The organism is Motilibacter peucedani (genome assembly GCF_003634695.1).
Taxonomy (GTDB): domain Bacteria; phylum Actinomycetota; class Actinomycetes; order Motilibacterales; family Motilibacteraceae; genus Motilibacter; species Motilibacter peucedani.
Genome location: NZ_RBWV01000009.1, coordinates 563,145 through 585,636, shown reverse-complemented (window position 1 = coordinate 585,636; position 22,492 = coordinate 563,145). Strand labels below are relative to the sequence as shown.

The 22,492-nt window shown below is 73.7% G+C and carries 21 protein-coding genes and 1 pseudogene; 13 read left to right on the top strand and 9 right to left on the bottom strand.

Features of this window, described 5'->3' with window-relative positions; translation table 11 throughout:
• Positions 1–95: 95 nt before the first annotated feature.
• A complete protein-coding gene (locus CLV35_RS04285; RefSeq protein WP_121192130.1) occupies positions 96–1,310 on the top strand; it encodes a S8 family peptidase in 1,215 nt (404 codons plus the stop codon).
• A 19-nt stretch (positions 1,311–1,329) separates the two neighbouring features.
• On the top strand, positions 1,330–2,574 hold the full coding sequence (locus tag CLV35_RS04280) for an MFS transporter (RefSeq protein ID WP_121192129.1): 1,245 nt from the start codon (positions 1,330–1,332) through the stop codon (positions 2,572–2,574).
• Here the strand turns inward: CLV35_RS04280 and CLV35_RS04275 are convergent.
• Positions 2,547–3,047, bottom strand: coding sequence for a tetratricopeptide repeat protein (locus tag CLV35_RS04275; protein WP_121192128.1), 501 nt, complete (start codon positions 3,045–3,047; stop codon positions 2,547–2,549). The two genes, CLV35_RS04280 and CLV35_RS04275, sit on opposite strands and share 28 nt — an antisense overlap.
• A gap of 16 nt (positions 3,048–3,063) precedes the next feature.
• Positions 3,064–3,429 carry a VOC family protein gene (locus tag CLV35_RS04270; protein ID WP_121192127.1) on the bottom strand — a complete coding sequence of 122 codons (366 nt, stop codon included), beginning with the start codon at positions 3,427–3,429 and terminating at the stop codon, positions 3,064–3,066.
• A gap of 153 nt (positions 3,430–3,582) precedes the next feature.
• On the opposite strand from CLV35_RS04270, the gene CLV35_RS04265 reads away from it, so the two are divergent.
• Complete coding sequence (locus CLV35_RS04265; RefSeq protein WP_183061660.1) at positions 3,583–4,143, top strand: L,D-transpeptidase; 561 nt, start codon at positions 3,583–3,585, stop codon at positions 4,141–4,143.
• A gap of 148 nt (positions 4,144–4,291) precedes the next feature.
• Positions 4,292–6,631: pseudogene (locus tag CLV35_RS04260) on the top strand (GH92 family glycosyl hydrolase); the annotation flags it as partial.
• An 890-nt stretch (positions 6,632–7,521) separates the two neighbouring features.
• Here CLV35_RS04260 and CLV35_RS04255 read toward each other — a convergent pair.
• The 6 genes from CLV35_RS04255 to CLV35_RS04230 form a co-directional block, all read right to left on the bottom strand.
• On the bottom strand, positions 7,522–8,592 hold the full coding sequence (locus CLV35_RS04255) for a sulfate/molybdate ABC transporter ATP-binding protein (protein ID WP_121192124.1): 1,071 nt from the start codon (positions 8,590–8,592) through the stop codon (positions 7,522–7,524).
• Complete coding sequence (locus CLV35_RS04250; RefSeq protein ID WP_121192123.1) at positions 8,589–9,407, bottom strand: ABC transporter permease; 819 nt, start codon at positions 9,405–9,407, stop codon at positions 8,589–8,591. The genes CLV35_RS04255 and CLV35_RS04250 overlap by 4 nt, the downstream gene beginning before the upstream one ends.
• Positions 9,404–10,180, bottom strand: coding sequence for a molybdate ABC transporter substrate-binding protein (gene modA / locus CLV35_RS04245; protein WP_121192375.1), 777 nt, complete (start codon positions 10,178–10,180; stop codon positions 9,404–9,406). The genes CLV35_RS04250 and modA overlap by 4 nt, the downstream gene beginning before the upstream one ends.
• 5 nt (positions 10,181–10,185) lie before the next feature.
• Positions 10,186–10,599, bottom strand: coding sequence for a TOBE domain-containing protein (locus CLV35_RS04240; protein WP_121192122.1), 414 nt, complete (start codon positions 10,597–10,599; stop codon positions 10,186–10,188).
• A 62-nt stretch (positions 10,600–10,661) separates the two neighbouring features.
• A complete protein-coding gene (locus CLV35_RS04235) occupies positions 10,662–12,836 on the bottom strand; it encodes a DEAD/DEAH box helicase (protein WP_121192121.1) in 2,175 nt (724 codons plus the stop codon).
• A gap of 27 nt (positions 12,837–12,863) precedes the next feature.
• Positions 12,864–13,250 carry a hypothetical protein gene (locus tag CLV35_RS04230; protein WP_147431866.1) on the bottom strand — a complete coding sequence of 129 codons (387 nt, stop codon included), beginning with the start codon at positions 13,248–13,250 and terminating at the stop codon, positions 12,864–12,866.
• 177 nt (positions 13,251–13,427) lie between these two features.
• Here CLV35_RS04230 and CLV35_RS04225 point away from each other — a divergent pair, with 177 nt between their 5' ends.
• The 8 genes from CLV35_RS04225 to CLV35_RS04190 all read left to right on the top strand — a co-directional run bounded on the left by CLV35_RS04225 (position 13,428) and on the right by CLV35_RS04190 (position 21,154).
• Complete coding sequence (locus CLV35_RS04225; protein WP_121192119.1) at positions 13,428–13,625, top strand: FitA-like ribbon-helix-helix domain-containing protein; 198 nt, start codon at positions 13,428–13,430, stop codon at positions 13,623–13,625.
• Complete coding sequence (locus CLV35_RS04220; RefSeq protein ID WP_121192118.1) at positions 13,622–14,008, top strand: type II toxin-antitoxin system death-on-curing family toxin; 387 nt, start codon at positions 13,622–13,624, stop codon at positions 14,006–14,008. Before CLV35_RS04225 ends, CLV35_RS04220 begins: the two co-directional genes overlap by 4 nt.
• Before the next feature lie 792 nt (positions 14,009–14,800).
• Entirely contained in the window at positions 14,801–15,526 is a 726-nt protein-coding gene (locus CLV35_RS04215) for a hypothetical protein (protein WP_147431865.1), read from the top strand.
• 131 nt (positions 15,527–15,657) lie between these two features.
• Positions 15,658–17,085, top strand: coding sequence for a serine hydrolase domain-containing protein (locus CLV35_RS04210; RefSeq protein WP_121192116.1), 1,428 nt, complete (start codon positions 15,658–15,660; stop codon positions 17,083–17,085).
• A 78-nt stretch (positions 17,086–17,163) separates the two neighbouring features.
• On the top strand, positions 17,164–18,303 hold the full coding sequence (gene alr, locus CLV35_RS04205) for an alanine racemase (RefSeq protein WP_121192115.1): 1,140 nt from the start codon (positions 17,164–17,166) through the stop codon (positions 18,301–18,303).
• A complete protein-coding gene (locus CLV35_RS04200; protein WP_121192114.1) occupies positions 18,300–19,256 on the top strand; it encodes a D-alanine--D-alanine ligase family protein in 957 nt (318 codons plus the stop codon). The genes alr and CLV35_RS04200 overlap by 4 nt, the downstream gene beginning before the upstream one ends.
• Positions 19,257–19,265: 9 nt before the next feature.
• Positions 19,266–20,489 (top strand): sensor histidine kinase, encoded by a 1,224-nt coding sequence (locus CLV35_RS04195; protein ID WP_121192113.1) that lies wholly within the window; start codon positions 19,266–19,268, stop codon positions 20,487–20,489.
• On the top strand, positions 20,486–21,154 hold the full coding sequence (locus CLV35_RS04190; protein WP_121192112.1) for a response regulator: 669 nt from the start codon (positions 20,486–20,488) through the stop codon (positions 21,152–21,154). The genes CLV35_RS04195 and CLV35_RS04190 overlap by 4 nt, the downstream gene beginning before the upstream one ends.
• Positions 21,155–21,157: 3 nt before the next feature.
• Here CLV35_RS04190 and CLV35_RS04185 read toward each other — a convergent pair whose 3' ends face one another.
• Positions 21,158–21,616, bottom strand: coding sequence for a M15 family metallopeptidase (locus CLV35_RS04185; RefSeq protein ID WP_121192111.1), 459 nt, complete (start codon positions 21,614–21,616; stop codon positions 21,158–21,160).
• Between the two features lie 209 nt (positions 21,617–21,825).
• Between CLV35_RS04185 and CLV35_RS04180 the strand changes: the two genes are divergently transcribed.
• The gene (locus CLV35_RS04180) at positions 21,826–22,488 is read left to right on the top strand and encodes a hypothetical protein (protein WP_121192110.1); all 663 of its coding nucleotides are present in this window, start codon (positions 21,826–21,828) and stop codon (positions 22,486–22,488) included.
• The last annotated feature ends 4 nt before the right edge of the window (positions 22,489–22,492 follow it).

Genomic DNA, 22,492 nt, shown 5'->3' with positions numbered 1-22,492 from the left:
CCGAGACGTATCAGGCGGGCCGCTCGACGCTCCTCTCGACTTGTGGGGCGGACTTCGTCACACTGCGCCACGAAGATCTTCCACGAAGGAGCGCCATGCCCAGAGTCCTCGTCGTCGACCGGCAGCTCTCGCGGACGCAGCAGGTGGTGGGCGCCGACGACACCTGGCGACCCCTCGGCGACGGCGGTCTGCTGCACGCGGAGGTGACCTCCGACCGGCTCGAGCAGTTCCGTGCCGGCGGCGCGCTGGGGGTCGACGTCGACCGGACGATGTCCACGGCGGTCGTCGGCGCCCCCACCGTCGAGGGCGCACCGATGGACATGCGTGGCGAGGACCACCCGCTGCCGTCGCTGCGCGAGCTCGAGCCGCGGCTCGGCGGGTCCGTCGACGACGCGCGCGACACCGGCGAGGGTGTCCTCGTCGGGGTCGTCGACACAGGCATGCGGGCGCACCCCTGGCTCGACGGCGCCTACCTCGCCTCCCCGAACGACTTCGAGTCCTCCGGGACGCAGGCCCGCCGCCAGGTCGTCGCGGCGTCCAGGCGTGGCGACGCCGGTCCCGACGAGGCGGCGGCCGCCAGGTCGCGCCGCGAGACCGGGCACGGGACCTTCGTCACCGGCCTCGTGCTCCAGCAGGCCCCAGCGGCCAGCGTGTGGCTCGAGCGTGCGCTCGACTCGGGCGGCAACGGCCTCACCAGCGCCGTCGTCGAGGCGGCCACGACGCTGGCGCGCCGCGGGGTGCACGTCCTGAACCTCTCGCTCGGGTGCTTCTCCGACGACGCCGCCTCGAAGACGGTGATGCGCCGGCTGGCCGAGGACCTCTACCGGATCCGCCCCGACATGGTGATCGTCGCCGCCGCCGGCAACATCGACGGCAACGACGACCCGACCACCCCGCAGCCGTTCTGGCCGGCGGCGGTCGAGCAGGTGCTGGCCGTGGGCTCCGTCGACGACGCCTCGTCGACCACCTGGAGCACGTGGAGCAACCGCGGGCCCTGGGTGGACCTCGCGGCACCGGGGCACCGGCTGCTCAGCACCTACGTCACCGGTCCCGTCGCCCTCGAGGCCGACCAGCCGGCGGTCGACTACTCGGGCTGGGCGCGCTGGTCGGGCACCTCGTTCTCCACCGCGGTGGTGTCGGGCGCGATCGCCCGCCTGATGAGCGCCCGCGGCATCACCGCCCACGAGGCGGCCCTCGCGCTCAAGGCCGGCGAGCTGTCCACCGGTCGCACCGAGGCCGAGGGCGAGGTCCCCTCGGTGCCGGTGGTCGCCGCCCGGTCGTGGGACGAGCACCTGATCGCCACCGGCTGACACGGGGGAGGATGGGGGCGTGTCCGCGCCTCCTCTCGCCCCGTCGCCTGCCGCCGAGGTCGTCCGACCCCTGCTGCTCGCGCGCTACGTCGCCGGCGCGGGGCTGGGCAGGCTCGCCGACGAGGGCGCGCGGGTCTGCCTCGTGCTGCTCGCCATCGACAGCGGGCACGGCGCCGGGCTGGGCGGCCTGCTCGTCGGCGCGCTGATGCTGCCCCACGTGCTGGCCGCACCGGCGGTCGGCGTCCTGACCGACCGGGCGCGCGGCCCGCAGCACGTCGCCGGTGCCGGTGCGGCCGGCTTCGCCGTCGCCCTCGCGGCCACGGCTGCCCTGCTCGGGCGGGTGCCGCACCCGGTCACCATCGCGGTGCTCGTCGCGGGCGGCTGCTGCGGCCCGGCGCTCACCGGCGCGCTCACCAGTCACCTGGCGAACCTGGTGCCTGAGCACGCGGTGCCGCGCGCCTTCGGCCTCGACTCCCTGACCTACAACATCGCCGGCATCGGCGGCCCGGCTGTCGCCGCGCTGGTCAGCGGGCTGGTGTCTCCGGAGGCCGCGACGTACGTGCTGGCGGGCCTCGCCGGCCTCGGTGCCCTCGCGATCGTGACGCTGCCGACCGGCCGCCGGCACGATCGGCCGGAGCACGAGGCAGCGCCGACGATGACCGCCGGGCTGCGGGCAGTGCGCGAGTCGCCGCTGCTGGCGACCGTGACGCTGGCGAGCACGCTCGAGATGGTCACCTACGGCGCGCTGCCCGTCGTGGCCGCCGTGCTGGCGACCTCGGTCGGCGAGCGCACGGCGGGCGGGTGGCTGATGACGGCGGTCGCCGCAGGGGCGCTGCTCGGCTCTCTCGCCTGGACCGTGCGGCCGCTGGCCGCCCGCCACGCGCCGGCGGTCGTCATGACCGGGCTCGTCGCCACGGCGGCACCGATCGCGCTGGCGGCACTGGTGCCGCGTACGGCTCCCGCCCTCGTGGTCGTCGGCCTGCTCTTCGCGCTGTCGGGCCTGGCGAGCGGGCCCTTCATGGGGGCGCTGTTCACGGCCCGCCAGACGCTGTCACCGCCGCACGTGCGCGCGCAGGTCTTCACCCTCGGAGCAGGCTTGCGTACGACGGCCGGTGCCGGGGGCGCCGTGGTCGCCGGCGCGATCTCCGGCACGCCGACCGCCCTCCAGCTGCTCGTGACGGGCGGCTACTCGCTGGCAGGGGGTGCGGTCGGGTTCGCGGTGCTGCGGCGTACGCGTCACTCGCCCCGCAGGGCCGCGGCGTAGCGCTGCACGGAGCCGTTGTAGCGCGGGAGGTACGCGGCCAGCGCGCCCACCGCGACGGCGACGGCCTCGCGCTCGCGACCGAGGTCGGCGAGCGCCAGGGCGCGGAAGGCGGCGAGGGCGCCGGTGAGCTCGTCGGCGCCTCGCTGAGCCTCCTCGTCGAGCAGCGCCAGTGCCTGCTCCGGGTCGCCGAGGTTGCGCAGGGAGCTGGCCAGCTGGATGACCGCGCGCCGGCGGCGCAGGCCGACGAGCCCCGCGTCGAGCGCCTGGCGGTAGAGCGGCACCGCGAGGTCCGGGTGCCCCGTCGAGTCCTGCGCGCAGGCGCGCTCGAACGCCGCGCGTGCGCTGCCGTCGGGCAGCTCAGCGGCCAGCGCCTCGACCTGCGCCAGGAACGCGTCCGGCTGCTCGGACTCGATCCGCGCCCACAGCGCGTCGACGCGCTGCTCCCAGTCCTCGGTCCCACCGTCGTCCGTCACGCCCTCAGCATGCCGCTCAGCCCTGCAGCACCGACAGCACGTTCCCGGCGGGGTCGGCGAACCAGGCGATCAACGGTCCGCCGCCGCGCATGATGCCGCGCTCGTCCTGGTCGAACCCGTCGTAGCGCAGCATCTCCACGCCCGCTGCCACCAGGTCGTCGACCGCCTTCTCGATGTCGTCGACCGGGAAGTTGAGGATCGTGAAGCTCGCGGGCTGGTGGCCGGGCTTGGGGTAGACGAGGACGCTCCCGGCGCCGATGTCGATGCCGAGCATGCCGCCCTGGTCGTGGACCACCAGGCCCAGCGTCCGGCCGTAGAAGTCGCGGGCCCTGTCGATGTCGTCCACCGAGAACCCGCTGAACGCGCGCGTCGCGTCAACCACTGCGCCGCCCTCCTGTCTCGTCCTGTCCTGCCCCGGATCGCAGGCCCGCACGTCGAGACGGTGCGGGACGCGCGGAGTGAGCGGCCGGACTCCGGCGGCGCCTAGGGTGGGCGACGACCGCACGACCCCGTGACCTCGAGGAGGACAGCACCGGTGACCGCACCTGCCCTCGGCCTCCTGGCCGCCCTGCTCTCGGCCCACCTCCACGGCGCAGCGCCGGCCGTCCCCGCCGCGCCGGCCGCAGTCCGGCCGCCCGCGTCAGCACCGGCGCGCAACGTCGACCGTGCGCCCGCCCCGACCCGCACCGCACTGCCGGCCCGCAGCGGCAGCGGCCGCCGCGTCGTCTACGCCAAGCGGGCGCAGCAGGTCTGGCTCGTCGACGCGAAGGGCACGGTCGTGCGCACCTACCTGGTGTCGGGCCAGGCCTCGCAGCCGCGGCCGGGCACCTACCGCGTCTACTCGCGCTCGCCGCTCGCCCACAGCGCGGTCTCGAGCGCCACGATGCGGCGCATGGTGCGCTTCACCCACGGCATCCACACCGGCGCGGCCATCGGCTTCCACGAGATCCCGCGCGACCGGCGCGGCCGGCCCGAGCAGCGGCTCGCCCAGCTGGGCCGCCCGCTGAGCGCGGGCTGCATCCGCGAGGCCCCCGCCGACGCCCTGGCGCTGTGGAACTTCGCCGGTGTCGGCACGCGGGTCGTCGTCGTCGCCTGATCGCACCCGGCTCACGGAACGGTCAGAAGCGGGCATCTTGACACGGATAACGTTATCCGTGTCAGAGTGGCCCGGGCCGGTCCCCGCCCCGCCGCACCTCCGCGGCTCGGGCAGCCGGCTACACGGTCACAGCTGCCCGAGGAGACCCATGCACCGAGCCAGAGCCGCGAGCGCCCTCGTCGGCCTCGTCGCCCTCGCCCTTCCCGCCCTGCCGCTCGCGACGGCATCCGCCGCGAGCGCCGCGCCCGCCGCCGATGAGCCGCTGACCAGCCTGGTCAACCCGTTCATCGGCTCGCAGAACGAGGGCAACACCTACCCGGGGGCGAGCGTGCCGTTCGGCATGGTGCAGCTGTCCCCCGACACCGGCCACAACACCGGCTACGACTACACCGAGGGCCGCATCCGCGGCTTCAGCATGGTCCACATCTCGGGCGTCGGGTGCGGCCTCGGCGGTGACCTGCCGGTCCTGCCCACGACCGGCGACGTCACCTCGACCGACTACGCGAACTACGCGCTGCCCTACAGCCACGACACCGAGACCGCGTCGCCCGGCTACTACGCCGTCGACCTGCAGGCACCGGCCGGCGCGGTGCGCGCCGAGCTCGGCGCCACCACCCACACCGGCTGGGCGCGCTACACGTTCCCGGCGACCACCTCGGCCGACGTCCTCGTCAACGCCGGCCAGGCGCTCCACTCGGTGCACGACAGCAGCGTCCGCATCGTCGACGACCACACGGTCGAGACGCGGGTGACCGGCAGCGGGTTCTGCCAGGACACCAAGCCCTACACGCTGTTCTTCACCACTCGCTTCGACCGGCCCTTCGCCTCGAGCGGCACCTGGGCCGGCGACACCGTCACCGCGGGCAGCACGTCGTCGAGCGGCGACGGCCGGCGCGGCGCGTACCTCCGCTTCGACACCACCTCGGACCACGACGTCGTCTCCACGACGGCGATCTCCTACGTCGACGCCGACGGCGCGCGCAAGAACCTCGCCGCCGAGGGCTCCGGCACCTTCGACTCCGTCGTCGCGGCCGCGAAGGCCACGTGGGAGTCGCGGCTCGACCAGGTACGCACCACCGGCGGGACGACGGAGCAGCGGCGTACGTTCTACTCCTCGCTCTACCGCTCCTTCCTCGCGCCCAACACCGGCACCGACGTCGACGGCCGCTACACCGGCTGGGACCAGAAGATTCACGAGGCCAAGGACTTTACCTACTACCAGAACTGGTCCCTCTGGGACACCTACCGCACCCAGCAGCAGCTGCTCTCGCTGCTGGCGCCGCAGCAGGCGCGCGACATGGCGCTCTCGCTGCTGCGCATCGACGCCGAAGGCGGCTGGCTCCCCCGCTGGGGCTACGGCACCGTCGAGACCAACATCATGACCGGGGACCCGGTCACCGCGTATCTCACCAGTGCATACCAGCAGGGCCTGCTCAAGGGCCACGAGGAAGAGGCCTACGCGGCGCTCAAGAAGAACGCCGACGGCGTGCCCCCGGCCGACTCGCAGTTCAACGGCCGTTCGGGCAACGTGCAGTACCTCCGCGACGGCTACGTCCCCTACCTGCCCGACGCAGTCGGCAAGCCGGGCGACTACGACCTGCAGCACGGCCCGTCGGCGACGCTCGAGTACGCGCTCTCCGACGCCACCCTGTCGGCAATGGCCAAGAGCCTCGGGCACACCGAGGATGCCGCACGCTACGCCGCGCGCGGACAGAACTTCCGCAACGTCTTCGACCCGCGTACGTCGTGGTTCCGCGGCCGTGACGCCGACGGTGCGTTCGTCGGCCCCGACGACCCCGCCAACAGCCTGGGCTTCCACGAAGGCACTGCGGTCCAGTACATGTGGCTCGCACAGCAAGACGTGCCCGACCTGGTCGACCTGATCGGCGGCACCGACGCGACGAACGGGCGGCTCGACAAGTTCTTCGCCTACGACCAGCTGCTGGCCGACCCGGCGAAGACGGCGCGCGAGGTGTGGGTCAACGGCGCCTACTCCTACTACAACCAGGACAAGTACAACCCGCAGAACGAGCCCGACCTGCACTCGCCCTACATCTACCTCTGGACCGGGCAGCCGTCGAAGACGACCGACGTCGTGCACGCCGCGATCACGCTGTTCACCGACGGCCCGACCGGCATGACGGGCAACGACGACCTCGGCACCATGTCGGCGTGGCACGTGCTCTCGGCGATCGGGCTCTACCCGATCTTGCCCGGCAGCGACGTGTGGGGCCTGAGCACGCCGATCTTCGACTCGGTGCACCTCACGCTCGACCCGTCGTGGTACCCGAAGGGCTCGCTCGACATCTCCGCCCCCGGCAGCTCGGCGAGCACCCGCTACATCGCGTCGGCGCAGCTCGGCGGGCGCAACCTCAAGCAGACCTGGGTGACCAGCGCCGACCTGCGGGCCGGCAAGGATCTGTCCTACACGCTGGCGACGACCCCGTCGTCGTGGGGCACCAAGAAGAACGCCGCCCCGCCGTCGCTGGTGGGTGGCTACTCGGCGCAGCACCACCTCGCTCTGGCGCTGCAGCCCTCGTCGACCACGCTGGTCGGCGGGACGAGCGCCCAGCAGGTCGACGTCAACGCCTCCGTGGTCGCGACCACCCCGGGGCGGGCCTACGTCACCGTGGCGGCCTCGGCACAGGCGCCGCTCAGCGTCACCCCGGCCACGGGCTCGGCGCGCGTGCAGTCCGACAACCTGCCGGCCACGCAGCAGTTCCCGCTGAAGGTCACCGTGCCGGCCGGCACGCCGAAGGGCGACTACCGCATCACCGTCACCGCCAAGGACACCCAGGGCGGCTCGGTCGAGCGGACGGCGACTCTCTCGGTCATCGGGGCCTGCTCCGAGTCGGGTGGCTACTGCCCGCAGGACCTGTCGTCGGCCTACGACGTCGACGGCGTCGCGACGGCGAACGCCCGCAACGAGGGCAACTTCGACGGCGGTGGCTGGAGCTTCCCGGCCGAGCAGCTGCCGGCGGGCGGCGTCGGGGTGGCCGCTGGAGGCGCCTACCGCTTCCCCGACACCACCGGCACGGCCAAGAACTTCGTCTCGACGCACGGGCAGACGATCGCCCTGGCTCCGGCGAAGTACTCGGCTCTCGACCTGCTGGTCTCGGCGCACAACGGCGACTTCACCGGCCCGGCGACCGTCCACTACTCGGACGGCACGACCTCTACGGTGCAGCTGGCCGCGACCGACTGGGCCGCGGGCGCACCGCGGCTCGGCGAGGGCACGGCGCTCAGCGCGTCGGAGCGCTACTACGTCGATGGCGGCGGTGACGGCCTGACCGTGCACATCTGGCATGACCGGCTCGCGGTCGACGCCACCAAGCAGGCGGTCTCCATCACGTTGCCGGACCAGCCGTTCCTGCTCGTCTACGCGATGTCGGCCGAGTCGGCGTAGACCGTCACGTCGGTCGCCTTCACGCTCGCCCAGACCCTGTCGCCGGCGGCGAGGCGCAGCTCCGCCACAGCGGAGCTCGTCACGTCGGCGTGCAGGGCGGGCGAGCCGGCGAGCGTCACACGCACCCGGTCGCCGAGCACCTGGAGCGAGGCGACCTCCCGCTGCCACACGTTGCGCGCACTGGACCGCGGCGGCTCGCGGGTCAGCAGGACCGAGCTCGGCCGCACGACGGCCAGGCTCGGTCCTTGCCGTGTCGGGTCCGCGGTCACCAGGCGCGTACCGTCCTCGAGCGCCAGCACGCCGTCGACCGCGGGCCCGCGGCAGAGCGTCAGGCCGACGAGCGAGGCGACGTACGCGGTGGCCGGCCGGTCGGCGACGGCCGCCGCCGCGCCAGCCTGCACGACGCGCCCGCCCTCGACGACCACGAGCCGGTCGGCGAGGGTGAGCGCGTCGACCGGGTCGTGGGTCACCAGCACCACGGGACCGCGGAAGTCGGCGACCGTGTCTCGCAGCACCGTGCGCACGGCGGTCCGCGTCTCGGCGTCGAGGGCGGCGAGCGGCTCGTCGAGCAGGAGCAGCTCGGGGGCGGTGACCAGCGCGCGGGCCAGGGCGACCCGCTGGGCCTGGCCGCCGGAGAGCTCTCGCGGCCGGCGATCGCCGAGGTCGGCGAGGCCCAGCCGGGTGAGCTCCGCGTCGGCGAGTCTCCGCGCCTCGCGTTTCGGCATCCCCGTGCTCCGCGGGCCGAAGGCCACGTTGTCGCGGGCGCTGAGGTGCTCGAAGAGCCGGTAGTCCTGGAAGACCACGCCGACGCGGCGCTCGCGGGTCTCGACGCGTACGCCTGCGGCCGGGTCGTCGAGCACCCGCCCGGCCAGCTCGACCCGGCCTATATGGAGTGGCACCAGTCCCGCCAACGCCCGCAGCAGCGTCGTCTTCCCGGCGCCGTTGGGCCCGATGACCGCGACGACCTCGCCGTCGGCCACCTCGAGCGCGACGTCGAGCGAGAAGCCCGGGCGCTCGACACCGACCCGTGCGTGCAGGCTCACCGCGGACTCGGCCGCACGTAGCGCTCCCGCAGCGCCAGCAGGATCGCGACGCTGACGGCCAGGAGCACGAGCGCGAGCGCGACGGCCGCACGCGGGTCGGTCTCGAGCGCGATGTAGACGGCGAGCGGCATGGTCTGCGTGGTGCCCGGCAGGTTGCCGGCGAAGGTGATGGTGGCGCCGAACTCCCCCAGCGCCCGCGCGAAGGACAGCACGGCGCCGGCGGTCACGGACGGCCCGATCAGAGGCAGCGTGACGCGCCAGAACGTCGTCCAGCCGGTGGCGCCGAGGGTCGCGGCGGCCTCCTCGAAGCGCTCGTCGGACGCTGCCAGCGCACCCTCGACCGTCACGACGAGGAACGGCATGGCGACGAAGGCTTCCGCGACCACGACCCCCGCGGTGGTGAACGGCAGCGTGACACCCACCGACTCCAGCGCGCCGCCGAGGACACCGTGCCGGCCGAGCGCGTAGAGCAGGCCGACGCCGCCGACGACCGGGGGCAGCACCAGCGGCAGCAGCACCAGTGCGCGCAGGAGTCGCCGCCCGGGGAACCGCAGCCGCGCGAGCACCCAGGCGAGCGGCACGCCGAGGACCAGCGAGAGGGCGGTCGCCAGCGACGCGCAGAGCAGCGAGAGCCGCAGCGCCTGGCGCACCGACGGCTCGCTCAGCAGCGGCCAGAGGTCGCGCCACGGCGCGCGGACCAGCAGTCCCACCAGCGGCAGCACGAGGAAGAGCAGGGCCAGGGCCGCCGGCGGGACGAGCAGGGTCGCGAGGCGCGGGGCGCGCCGCAGCGTACGCGTCGCAACCCCCTCGCTCACGGGGCCGAGAACCCCGCGGTGCCGAGCACCGACTGCCCAGCGGACGAGAGGACAAAGTCCTCGAAAGCCGCTGCCAGCGCAGCGTTCTTGCTGCTCTTGACGGTGGCGATGGGGTACGCGGTGCTCGCGTTCTGCGCGGCCGGCACCTCGACGCCGACGACGGAGTCGCCAGCAGCGCGTACGTCTGTGGCGTAGACGATCGCCGCGTCCGCTTCGCCGCTGGTGACGTAGGCGAGGGTGCTCTTGACGTCGAGCCCCTGGGTGACGGGCTGAACCGACACCTTCGCCTTGTCGAGCACTGTCTGCGCGAGGGCGCCGCACGGCACCTGCGGCTGGCAGAGCGCCACCTTGATCCCGGGCTTGGCGAGGTCAGCGAGGGCGGTCACCTTCGCCTTGCTCGCCGGCGCGACGGCGACCTCGGCGACGTTGGTGGCGAAGGTCCGCGCGTTAATGGCATCACGCGCGTCGGTCACCTGCGCCATGTTCTTCGGGCTCGCCGAAGCGAAGACGTCGGCCGGCGCCCCGGCGATTACCTGCTGGGCGAGCGTCGAGCTCGCGCCGAAGCTGAAGGTGACCTTCGTGCCGGGGTTGGCCTGCTCGAACTGCTGGCCGAGCTCGGTGAACGCCCCGGTCAGGGACGCGGCCGCGAAGACCGTGATGCTGCCGCTCGGGTCGGCGGAAGACGCTGCCCTCGACGCGGCGGGTGACGACGAGCCGCCGCACGCGCTGGTGAGAAGCGCGAGGGCGACCAGGGCTGGTGCTGCGGTGCGCATGCCGGTCACGCCCGCTGCTGCGGGACCTCGACGACGACGTTGGTCGACTTCACGCTCGCGACGGCCAGCACTCCCGGCTCGAGCCCGAGCTCGGTCGCCGCCTCGCTGCTCATGAGCGACACGACGCGGAAGGGACCGGCCTGGATCTCGACCTGGGCCATCACGAGGTCCTTGGTCACGCGCGTGACGATGCCGGTGAACCGGTTGCGGGCCGACTCGCTGACGATCGGGCCGGCCTCGAGCAGCTCGGTGCGCTCGGCGCGTTCGCGGGCGACGCGCGCGAGCTCGGCACCCTCGACGACCAGGCGACCCACCTCGTCGGTCCTGGCCTCGAGCCGGCCCGCCTCCACCCACCGGCGGAGCGTGTCGTCGCTGACGCCGAGCAGCCGGGTGGCCTCGGAGATGCGCAGGGCAGCCATGGACGCATGATAGCCGCAGATGCGGCTCCTCGGCCTCCCCGATTCCGCATCCGCGGACGCGGTCAGAGGGCCCGCGCGGTGAGAGCGTCGGTGAGCATCGAGACGAGGGCGTCGAGGTGCACCGACGTGGAGGTCGACTCGTCGTCCTGCGGCGCGCCGTCGAGGGCACGGGCAGCCAGACCCGACTTGCTGTCGATGAGCTGGGCGATCTTGGCGTCGATGGTCTGCGCCGCGATGACGCGCCAGGCCGTGACGGGCTCGGTCTGGCCGATCCGGTGGATGCGGTCGATCGCCTGGGTCTGCTCCGCGTAGGTCCAGGACAGCTCGGCCAGCACCAGGTTGGACGCGACCTGGAGGTTGATCCCGACGCCCGCCGCGGTCAGGGAGCACACCACGACCGAGACATCGGGGTCGTCCGTGAACGCCGCGATGTTGGCCGCGCGCGCCTTGGGCGTCTGGTCGCCGCGGATGGAGGCGAATCGGACGCCCCGCTCGGTGAAGGTCTGCTCGGCCTGGTCCATGACGTCGACGTGCTTGGCGAAGAAGACGACCTTGCCGACGTTGCGGGCGAGCTGCGCGGTGTAGTCGGCGGCGAGCCCGGCCTTGGCCTGCCCGATGCGGCGGACCATGGTGAAGACGTTGTCGCCCTCGGCCGCGTTCGAGGCCTTCAGCTCAGCTGAGGCCACCCGGAGGACGAGCGCCTCGTCGATCCCGTCGACGGCATCGCCGTCGGCCCGCGCGTCCAGAGCCGCGTGGTAGCGCGCGACCAGCCGCTTGGCGAGCGCCGTCTCGGCGGCCCGGATCGAACGAGCGGCCGCGCCCTCCAGCTCGACCGGCAGGTCCGCGACCCGACGGGCCGGGATGTCGGCGCTGACGTCGATCTTGCGGCGCCGCACGATGCCGGCGTTGATCACGCTCTCTCGCGCTGCGGGGTAGAAGCCCGGGTCGGCGGGGGTCAGCCCGTTCGCCTCCAGGGCGGCCGCTAGCTCCCCGACGGGCTTCTTGTCGTCGATCCAGCCGAGGAACTGCCAGATGGCGGCGAAGTCCTCGATGTCGTTGACCAGTGGGGTGCCCGTGAGCGCCATCAGGAGCGGCCGGCTGGTGCGAGCGCGGAGACGCTCGGACAGGGCGAGGACGTGCTGCGAGCGCTGCGACCGCTTGTTCTTGATGAAGTGCGCCTCGTCGACCACCATGCCGCGGAAGCCGAGCTCGCCGAGCCAGCCGACGTGGCGGTCCAGGATCTCGTAGTTGACGATCACGACGTCGGCGAACCCGTCCAGGTCGTCACCGTCGCCGTGGACGACGGTGGCCCGCCGGTGCGGCGTCCACAGCTCGACCTCGTGCGCCCAGTTCGCCTTCACGACGTTCGGCGCGACGACGAGCAGGGGGTACGCGTCGGCCGCCTGCGCCGCGAGCAGCGCCTGGGCGGTCTTGCCGAGGCCCGGCTCGTCGGCGAGCAGGAAGGTGCGGTGCCCCTCGGCCGCGGCCTCGACGACCTGCGCCTGGTGGCGCATCAGGTGCCGCCCGTTCCTCACCAGTCGCTTCGGCTTCGGCAGCGGCATGCAGGCCGGTGCGCCGTCGCCGCCCTCCTCGAAGGACCGGAAGAGCGGCTCGAGCAGCTCCCAGCCGGCGAGCACGGAGTAGCGGACGGGCGCGGGCGCGGCGGCGGCCTCGTGGTCCGGCGCGAGGAACGGGTTCGCGAGGCGACGGGACACTACTGCCCTGGGCACGACCGCGACGGGGTTCTCAGCTGTCGGTGCGGCTGGCTCGGCGGGGGCCGGCTCCTCCTCCGGCTCGCGGCCGGCCTCCCGCAGCACGGACGCCTTCAGGGCGCGACCGGCCGGAGTGAGCTGGGCGTCCTCGGCGAGCAGCTCCAGCAGCGAGCTGTCGCGGGTGGCGGTCCTGGCGAGCGACGTCGCGATCCCGGCGAGCTGCTTGACCTGCGCGGCACGGGCCGACTCGCTGAGGGCGCTGTCCGCCATCACGCGCGCCCGCTCCTCGCGCACCAGCAGGGCCACGACCTGGAACTTCGTCCGCACGGAGGGACGGGTCGGCGTACGTTGCACCGCGCTCCCGACCTCGCGCGCCGCCTCGGTGAGCACAGCGACGAGCCCGCGCTGGACCCGGCGCCCGGCTGGACGGCGCTGAGTCACGCGCTCGGGCCGCGCGCCGGCTGACCGGGACCGGCCTCGCTGTGCCACAGACGTGCTCCTCTTCGTCGACCGCAAACACTTCATTCTGCCCGCGCGCGAAGGCGCCCGCCGCTAGTGAGGCATGCCCTCCAACAACCACCGTGCGACCGCACCAGCGACCGCCAGGTGGCTGGCGGCGGCCACGGCGAGCCCGCCACGCCGGCGCGTGGTGCGCCAGCCGACGTTGCCCCCCACCGTCAGCAGCAGGTCGAGAGCACCGACGGACATGAAGACCACGATGCAGGGACTCAGGCCGTCGCGGAACAGCGTCGGGTCCTGGCGCTGGAGGCCCCACTCCTGGGCCAGCCCCTCGACGAGCAGTAGGCCGAAGACCGCTGCTACCCCTCCGAGTATGCCCGAGAGGGCGTTGCCGACCACGATGCCGGCCCACCACGCCGCCTCTGCCGGAGCTGGTACGCCGTCGTCCTCGTGCGCGCGTTCGGTCCCTGCAGCGTGCACCCTGTGCTCCCCCGTCTCGTCGCGTGCCTGCGCCACCCACCTTCGAGAGTGACGCTCCACGGCGCCGCCACGTCCCCGCGCCCCCTCCGGCCGACGGCTCCCGCCCGGCGTCGAGGCACGCCCCGCCCGGTCCGCGTCAGCCGCACCAGATTGGTACCAGACTGGTACCGTGGTCGCATGGCGATGAACCTCCGACTGACGGACCAGGAAGCCGAAGCTCTGCGCCAGCGCGCTGAGCAGGAAGGCCGCTCCATGCAGGAAGTGGCCCGCTCCGCCATCGCCGAGTACGTGTCCGACCGGCCCGCGCGTCTGCGAGCAGCCATCGACCGTGTCCGCACCGAGGACGCAGAACTCCTCGCCCGCCTCGCCCGGTGACCGGACCGACCCGCCCGTACGACCACCTCTCCACCGAAGACCTGCTCGAGATCGCTGCCGGAGTGGTCGATGGCGTGCTGGTCCGCGACCTCGGGATGCTGGCGTCTGCGGCAGCCCGTCCGCGCACGACCGTCTTCGGTCGCGAGGCGTACCCGACCCTGCCGGACCAGGCCGCAGCGCTGATGCACTCCCTGGCAAGGAACCACCCTCTCGTCGACGGCAACAAGCGCCTCGCCTGGTCGGCCACGCGAGTGTTCTGCCTGCTCAACGGAACCGACCTCGTCATGGACGTCGACGACGCCGAGCGCATGGTCCTCGACGTAGCGACTGGAGAGCTCGAGGCGTCGGAACTGGCGGAGGTCATCAGCCGGCATCTCCGCTGAACCGTCCGCATCTGCCGCTGCGCTCGTCGACACCGTGTGGGCTTCGCTCGTCGGGGTCGGCGCCTTCCCGCGAGCAGGCCGCCTTCCGCGTGAGGACTCGCTCGTGCGGAAGATCCATGAGCGTCTCCTGGACGAAGCGTCCATCGCGAGAGTCGACGACGTTCGATGGTCGTCAGTGCCGCCGCTCGAGAAGCCCTCCGATGAGACCGACCAGGCCGGCCACGATGAACGCGTAGGCCAGCAGGAGGAGCGCTCCTCCGCCGACGTTCGGTCCACCCCAGTCGTCCGGATACCGCGCTGTCAGGATGCGGTCGACAACGATCCACGCGACTCCAAGAGCGGCAGACGCTGCGCCGACGCGTACCGACGGCGCACGCCGCCCGGCCCGCGGTGCGTCCGCCCGAGACTCCGTGCGAGAGGGCGAAGGCGAAGCACCGTCGCGGTCCATGTGCCGTTGGATACCCCGGACCTGCCCGCCCATGCCCGCCGGCAGAGCCCGTCCATTCGTGCGGGGAACCGGCGACGACCGTCGGTACGTCCTATCGTTCTGCTGACGGGAGGGGTCGGATGAGGCGACGGGCTGGGGCAGCTCTCCTCCTGGCGCTGCTCGCCGGCTGTGCGCCGGCAACGCCCCCGAGCAGCTCGGTCATAGGAGCAGCGTCGACGGCACCGGCGACTCAGTCGCCACCACCAGTGCCACAGGGGAGGAGCCTGAGCTGCCGCTCGACCCCCTCCCCGAACGCGATGCCGGACCTAGGTGCAGCAGACCGGCCGCTCCCCGCCCACCTCACGGTGACCGGCGCCCACCTGTGCCGACAGATCACTGCGCGGCGCCGCAGTCGTGGCCTGTGGCTGGAAACGGTGACCTACGACGTCGTCGGCGGCCTGGGAACGCTCGTGGACGCGTACCAGCACCCGGATGGGCCCGTCGGCCACGGCCCCTGCCTGGCGATCGGCTACGGCGCGCTGCTCGTCACCTTCACGACGCCCTTCGGTGATGTCGAAGCCCGGGAGCCGCGAGGCACGTGCTTCGCGCCCGTCCCAGCCGCGGTGCAGGCGTATCAGCACCTGCGCCTGCGGAAGGTCCGCGCGGTGTGGGAGCGGCAGATCTCCTCGCAGCGGGCGCTCGACAGTGGCTGCGCCGAGCAATGGAAGAACATGATCATGGTAGAGCGAGACAGGCCTGCAGCCACGGCCGCGCCTCTCGACCCGCTCGGCGAGCAGCGCGTCTGCATCTACCGCGACGTCGCCCCCGACAGCGGCGGCGGCGACCCGGAGCTCACGGCTGCAGGACCCTCCTCTCGGCGCGACATCGCCACTCTCGTGCAGCGCCTCCACGCGGGGGCGCCTACGTGCAGCGCCGCGGTGCACACGTACGCAGTGCTCGGTGAGATGCAAGCCGACGTCTACCTGGCCTTGGACGGCTGCCGCGGACGAGCTCTGTGGGACAGCGGATCGGGGATGCTCGACCCGAGCGGACTGCGGCTGCTCAACCGCCTGGTGGCGCGGACGCGCTAGGCCGGGCCTCGGCGGCAGCATCCTCGCCACGATGGTCCACACGGTCGGCACCGTCGACCGAACGGCCCTCACCGCCGATGCAGAGGTGCGAGGGTTGAGGACGGCCGGCAGGCGACGCCTAGCATGCGCCAGTGAGCCCCTCGCCCCTCCCCCGCAGCCGTTCCTCCGAGCAGGGCGTCAACGCCGCAGGCGTGCTCGCGTTCGTCGACGCGCTCGAGGCGTCCGACAATTCGCCGCACTCAATGATGCTGCTGCGCCACGGCACGGTGGTCGCCGAGGGCTGGTGGGCGCCGTACTCCGCCGACCGGCTGCACCTGCTCTACTCCCTCAGCAAGAGCTTCACCTCGAGCGCTCTCGGCATCGCCGTGGGCGAGGGCCTCGCCGACCTCGACGACACAGTGCTCCAGCACTTCCCCGAGCTCGACGCCGAGGTGACCGACTCGCGCAGCCGGGCGATCAAGATCCGCCACGTCGCCGCCATGGCCAGCGGCCACACCGGCGAGCGCCGCGAGGCAGCGCTGGATCGGGACCCCGACAACATGGTGCGCGGCTTCCTCCTCACCCCGCCGGAGGAGGAGCCGGGCAGCGTCTTCGCCTACAACCAGCCGTGCACCTACTCCCTCGGCGCGATCGTCATGCGGGAGTCGGGCGAGGGGCTCACCGACTACCTGCGTACGCGGCTGCTCGACCCGCTCGGCATAGGCGAGGTCGCGTGGTTGCGCGACCGGTCCGGGGCCGAGCTCGGCTACTCGGGCCTGCACGCGACGACCGACGCGATCGCGCGGCTCGGCCAGCTCTACCTGCAGGACGGCGTCTGGGAGGGCGAGCGCCTGCTGCCCGAGGGCTGGGTCGCCCAGGCGACGCGCTCCCAGGTGTCCAACGAGGGGTTCGAGGACCACCCCGACTGGCAGGCGGGCTACGGCTTCCAGTTCTGGGTCGCACGGCACGGCTACCGCGCCGACGGCGCCTACGGCCAGCTCGCGATCGTGCTGCCGGAGCAGGGCGCGGTGCTCGCGCTGACGACCGAGGGCAGCGACATCCACGGGCTCATGGACCTCGCGTGGGAGCACCTGCTCCCGGCGTTCGAAGGCGCAGGCACACCGGAGGCCGACGACGCGCTGGCCGCTCGGATGGCCTCGCTCACCGTCCCGCCGGTCACGGGAAGCGCGGAGCCGGCCGAAGAGGGCTGGGACGGCTTCCACGCCGACGGCGAAGCGGGCTCGCCCCTCGCCTCGGTCGCACTCACACGAGACCAAGACGGCTGGGAGCTGCTCCTTGTCAGCCCCGAGGAGCCCGTGACCGAGCTCCGCGTCCCGCTCGGCACCAACGGGTGGGCGGTCTCCGAACCGCTCGCCGCCCACGGGAAGAGTGTGCCGCTCGCGACCAGCGGCGCGTGGCGCGAGGACGGCGCCCTGGCGGTCGACGTCGCCTTCCTCGAGACGCCGCACACCCTGCAGCTGGTCTGCGACGCAGCCGCCGGCACCGTCACCGCCGACTGGCGCACCGAGCCGCTGCACCGGCGCGGCCGGCTGAGCTGGATGCGGGCACCGCGCGACTGATCACGGCGGCCCTGAGGTGCCGGCAGTCGGCACTCGAGGCTGAGGTGGCTGAGGAGCGCCGCTCCTAGCGTCGCTGGCATGACGAGAGTTGCCGAGCGCGCCGCGCCGATGCTGACCGTGGACCTCGGCGCGGTGGCGCACAACACCCGTGTCCTCGCCGCCGCCACGCCGGCGACCCTGATGGCGGTCGTGAAGGGCGACGGCTTCGGTGCCGGCGCGACTGCAGTCGCCCGCACGGCCCTCGCCAACGGCGCAGGACGGCTCGGGGTCGCCACGGTCGCCGAGGCGGTCGCCCTGCGCCGCGCCGGCCTGCTGGCCCCGGTGCTCAGCTGGCTCAACCCGGTCGACGCCGACTTCGGCCCGGCGCTCGCGCTGGGCGTCGAGATCGCCGTGCCGTCGACCGAGCACCTGGCAGCGGTTGCCGCAGCCGCAGGGCGAGGCCGGGCACGCATCCACCTGCACGTCGACGTCGGCATGGCCCGCGACGGCGCCCCGCCGCGCCGGTGGGCCGACCTCTGCCTCGCGGCGACGCGGGCCGAGCGGGCGGGCAACGTCGAGGTGGTCGGCGTCATGGGCCACCTCGGCTGGGCCGACACCCCAGGGGACACGCTCAACCTGCGCGCGCGCCGCCGGTTCGAGGAGGCGGTCGCCGTCGCGCGGCTCGCCGGCCTGCGCCCCCACTGGCGCCACCTCGCCGCGACGGCGGCGACGCTGCACCTGCCCGCGCTCCACTACGACCTGTGCCGCGTGGGCGCCGGGCTGGTCGGCATCGACCCGGCCGGGCGCACGCCGCTCGAGCCGGCCGCGACGCTCACCGCTCCGGTCGTCAGCGTGCGCGACGTGCCCGCCGGCACGTACGTCGGCTACGGGCGCAACTGGCTCACACAGCGGCGTACGCGGCTGGCCCTGCTCCCCGTCGGCTACGCCGACGGCCTGCCGCGCACTGCGTCCGGTCGCGCCGAGGTCCTGCTGCGGGGACGGCGACGGCCCGTCGCCGGGATGGTGTCGATGGACTCGGTCGTGGTCGACGTGGGGAACGACCCGGTCGCGCCGGGGGAGGTCGCGACGGTGTTCGGGCCGGGGCACCGCGGGGAGCCGACGGCGGAAGAGTGGGCGGGCTGGGCGGGGACGCTCGCGCACGAGATCGTCTCCGGCGTCGGCCCCCGCGTGGTGCGCCGGACGGTCGAGGCCGCCTCGCTCGCGGCGGTGGGCTCGTGAGCCGCACACGGGTGACCGTCATCGGCGGTGGTGCCAACTGCGAGCACGAGGTCGGCCTGGCCAGCGCGGCGTCGGTGGCGGCCGCGCTCGACCACGACCGCTACGTCGTCGACTGCCTGACCATCGCGCCCGACGGGCGCTGGCTCGGGTCCGACGGCTCACCGCTCGCGAGCGGCATGGCCGGTGCCCTCGACCGCCTGGCCCATACCGACGTCGTCTTCCCCGCCGTCCACGGTCCGCGGGGCGAGGACGGGACGCTCGCCGCCCTCTGCGTACTGGCCGCGGTGCCGTTCGTCGGCTCCGGCGTACGCAGTGGTGCGCTCGCGATGGACAAGTGGGCGACCAAGCTGGTGGCCGAGGCCGTCGGCGTGCGCACCGCAGGAGGCGCGCTCGTCCGCGCCGGCGACGCGCCCCAGGTCGAGCTCCCCGTCGTCGTCAAGCCGGTCGAGGCCGGCAGCAGCTTCGGCGTCAGCCTCGTCGAGCACGCCGAGCAGCTCGCGCCGGCCCTCGCAGCGGCGCTGGCGCTCGACGACCGTGTGCTCGTCGAGCCGGTCGTCCATGGCCGCGAGGTCGACGTCGCTGTGCTCCGCCGCGCCGACGGATCGCTGCTGGTCGGGCCACCGCTCGAGATCGAGGTGGCGCCGGGTGGGCTGTTCGACACGACCGCGAAGTACGACGGCAGCGCGCGCTTCGTCATCCCGGCGCACCTCTCCCCCGCCGAGCTGGAGTGCCTGACGACTGCTGCGACAGCGGTGTTCGAGGCTCTCGGCTGCGAGGGCGTCGCCCGTGTCGACTTCTTCCTCACCGCCGACGGGCCCGTGCTCAACGAGGTCAACACGATGCCCGGCATGACCCGCCACTCACAGGTCCCGCGGATCTTCGCGGCGGCCGGCGTCGACTACCCCGACCTGCTCGACCTGCTCGTCAGCGCAGCGCTCGCCCGTGCCGCCTAGCCTGGTGCGATGAGCCTGCCGGGGGAGCCGCGCCTGCGCGGCGTCCACTGGCTGGGCGTCGGCGTGGGTCTCGCGACGCTGCTCGCCGGGGTGGTCGAGGTCGGGGCGGTCGACGTCTACGGGCGCGGCACCACACTCGTACGCCTCGTGCTGGTCGCCCTCGTCGCGCTCGCCGCCGCGCTCTACCGGCGCGCGCCCGGGGCGGCGCTGGCGCTGAGCTGGTGCGCCGCGGGCTGGCAGGTGCAGCAGGGCCTCGACTTCGCGGTCGTCGAGCTGGCGCTGCTCGTCGTCGCCTACGGAACCGCCCGCTACGGCGCGCACGTCACCGTGTGGCTGAGCGGGTTGTCGGTGCCCGCCGGCGCCCTGCTGGCGCTCGTCTACGCCCGTGACCGGGGAACCCTGGTCTACGCGCGCTTCCCCTTCGACCAGCTGGTCACCTCGCGCACCGTCCGCGACTCGGTGTCGGGCCGCGAGTCCGCCGCGCTGGTCGTGGTCGCCGCCGTGCTGGCCGCGCCGTGGGTGCTGGGCCTGCTGCTGCGCCTCGACGAGCGCTACCGCAGCTCCGACGTCGACCGTCGCCGCGCCGAGGCCGAAGCAGCCCGCGCCCAGGAGATGGCTGAGCTCCGCGCCGGCCAGGCCAACCTCGCGCGCGACGTGCACGACATCGTCGGCCACTCGCTGGCGGTGATCGTGGCCCAGGCCGACTCGGCGCAGTACCTCCGCGACGACGAGATCGACCGCGTGCGCCAGGCGATGGCCACCATCGCCGCGTCGGCCCGGCAGTCGCTCGGCGACGTGCGGCAGGTCCTCTCGAGCCTCGAGGACGCACCGCGTACGGGCGGCGCGCCGCGCGAGCTCGACAGCCTGCCCGACGGCATCCGCGACACCGGCCACGAGCTGCGCTCGGTCGTGTCGGGGGTGCCCGGGGCGCTCGACGGGGAGCGCGACGTGGTGGCCTACCGCGTGCTCCAGGAGATGCTCACCAACGCCCTGCGCCACGGATCGAAGGAGTCGGCCATCGACGTGCACCGCGAGTGGAGCGAGGACGCGCTCGTCCTCCGGGTCTGCAACCGCACGGCGCCGGACGGTGGCACGAGCGGCGGTGGGCGCGGGCTGCCCGGCATGAAGCAGCGACTGGAGTCCGTCGGCGGCACCCTCGACGTCGCGCGCACCGACGACCGCGAGGGCGCCACGTTCACGGCGACCGCCCGCATCCCGCTGGCCGCCCGGTGACCGGCGAGCCGATCCGCGTCGCGCTCGTCGACGACCAGGAGCTCTTCCGCTCCGGCGTCGCCGTGCACATCGACGCGCAGCCCGACATGGAGGTCGTCGGCCAGGCCGCCAACGGCCAAGACGGCGTCGCGATGGTCCAGCGCCTCGAGCCCGACGTCGTGCTGATGGACATCCGGATGCCCGAGATGGACGGCGTCGAGGCGACCCGGCAGCTGTTCCTGCCGCAGGCGGCGGCGCGACGCAGCCACCCCGTACGCGTCATCGTCCTGACGACGTTCAACCTCGACGACCGCGCCGCCACGGCGATCCGCTACGGCGCCAGCGGGTTCCTGCTCAAGGACGCGACGCCCGACTTCCTGCGCGCGGCGATCCGCACGGTGCACGCCGGCAACGCGGTGCTGGCGCCCGACGACCTCGGGCTGCTGCTCGACGGCTCGCTCGGCACGTCGAAGCCCCCGCCGCCCAAGGCCTTCTTCACGCTCACCGACAAGGAGCGCGAGATCCTGCTGCTCGTGGCGTCGGGCATGAGCAACGCCGAGATCGCCGAGTCGGTGTTCCTCAGCGAGTCGACGGTGAAGACCCACGTGGGCGCGGTCCTGCGCAAGCTCGGCCTGCGCGATCGGGTGCAGGTCGTCGTGTTCGCCCACGACCACGGCCTGCGCTGAGGCTCACGCCGCGGGGTGCGACTCCAGGGGTGGGCAGGTGCCGCCGCGGCGGACCAGGGGCTCGAAGTGCCAGGGCTCATTGGCGTAGCGGCGGCACAGTCCGTAGGCCTCGCCGTGCTGCTGCAGCCAGCGGTATCCCGCCGCTGGCCCGACGTCGACCGCCCTGCCGGCGACGTGCTCGGACTCGCTGGGCGGCAGGACCCACTGCGTGGCAGCACGTTCAGAGCCGTACTTCGCGATCGCCTCGTCGAGCAGGCGCTGCTGGTGGGCGGCGCTGCGCCAGCCGGAGGTGATGTGGAGCGGTACGCCTGCGGCCCGCGCCGCGGCCATGGCGTCGTCCACACGGGCCGACATCTCCTTCGTCAGCCCGGCGGTCGGATCGGCAGGAGCGCTGTGGTGCAGGGTGAAGGCGGCAGTCGTGGTGGCGGCGGCGAGGCCCGCGCAGAGGAGTCGGAGGTGCATGCCTTCGAGCCTCGCCGCGGGGCACGCCCGACGGATCGGTCGCAGGTGCCGGGCCGGCACCCGCACGGCCCGACCTGCTCGTCCTTCCCGCCAGCCCGACCCGGGTCACAGGTGCCGCACAGCGCAGGCCGAGCCCCTCTCCAGCCGGGGCGGCGACCTTGGGAGCACGGGCCGCTCGACGGCCACCGGACGACAGCTGCGAGGACGACATGGACCCCCACGACAGGAACGCGCCCTCCGAGCACCCGGAGTTCGTGTTCTACCCCGCCGACGCGCAGGAGCCGGGTGAGCAGTTGAGCAGCGGGCCCGAGCCGCGTACGCCTGCCCCGGCCGCCCGGCCGCGAGCCTCCCGGCGCACGCTGGTGGGCTCCGCCGCGGCGGCCCTGCTCGCCGTGGTCGTCGGCGGCGGCGCGATCACCGCGGTGAAGGGCAACGACTCCGCGGCGGCGAGCACGGCGAGCAGCACGACGCGCACGTCCGCGGGGCTGGGCGCGCCCGGCGGTGGCCTGCCCAGCGGTGGCGGGCCCGGCGGCGGCATGGCCGGGGAGACGCACGTCTCGGGCACGGTGGTCTCGGTCGCCGCCTCGAGCCTCCGCGTCAAGAGCAGCGACGGCACGACCGCGACCTACGCGGTCGACGCTTCGACGCAGGTGCTCGATGACGGCTCGGCCGTCAGCGTCACCAGCCTCCAGACGGGCGACACGGTGCTCGTGCACGCGATCGCGTCGACCAGCGGCGGCACGGCGTACGCCGAGCGCGTCCTCGCCGGGTCGTCGGCCACCGACGGACCGGGAGCCGGCCAGCTGCCCGGCGGCGCGCCGGACGGTTCAGCGCCGAGCGACGCCGCGCCGAGCGACGCCACCACCGCCTGAGCCT

Bases quoted from the DNA above. Each gene is read 5' to 3' on its own strand.
- alr (WP_121192115.1), top strand. From the start codon at position 17,164: ATGACGAGAGTTGCCGAGCGCGCCGCGCCGATGCTGACCGTGGACCTC.
- CLV35_RS04285 (WP_121192130.1), top strand. From the start codon at position 96: ATGCCCAGAGTCCTCGTCGTCGACCGGCAGCTCTCGCGGACGCAGCAG.
- modA (WP_121192375.1), bottom strand. From the start codon at position 10,180: ATGCGCACCGCAGCACCAGCCCTGGTCGCCCTCGCGCTTCTCACCAGC.
- CLV35_RS04195 (WP_121192113.1), top strand. From the start codon at position 19,266: ATGAGCCTGCCGGGGGAGCCGCGCCTGCGCGGCGTCCACTGGCTGGGC.
- CLV35_RS04185 (WP_121192111.1), bottom strand. From the start codon at position 21,616: ATGCACCTCCGACTCCTCTGCGCGGGCCTCGCCGCCGCCACCACGACT.
- CLV35_RS04225 (WP_121192119.1), top strand. From the start codon at position 13,428: ATGGCGATGAACCTCCGACTGACGGACCAGGAAGCCGAAGCTCTGCGC.
- CLV35_RS04180 (WP_121192110.1), top strand. From the start codon at position 21,826: ATGGACCCCCACGACAGGAACGCGCCCTCCGAGCACCCGGAGTTCGTG.
- CLV35_RS04240 (WP_121192122.1), bottom strand. From the start codon at position 10,599: ATGGCTGCCCTGCGCATCTCCGAGGCCACCCGGCTGCTCGGCGTCAGC.
- CLV35_RS04235 (WP_121192121.1), bottom strand. From the start codon at position 12,836: ATGAAGTGTTTGCGGTCGACGAAGAGGAGCACGTCTGTGGCACAGCGA.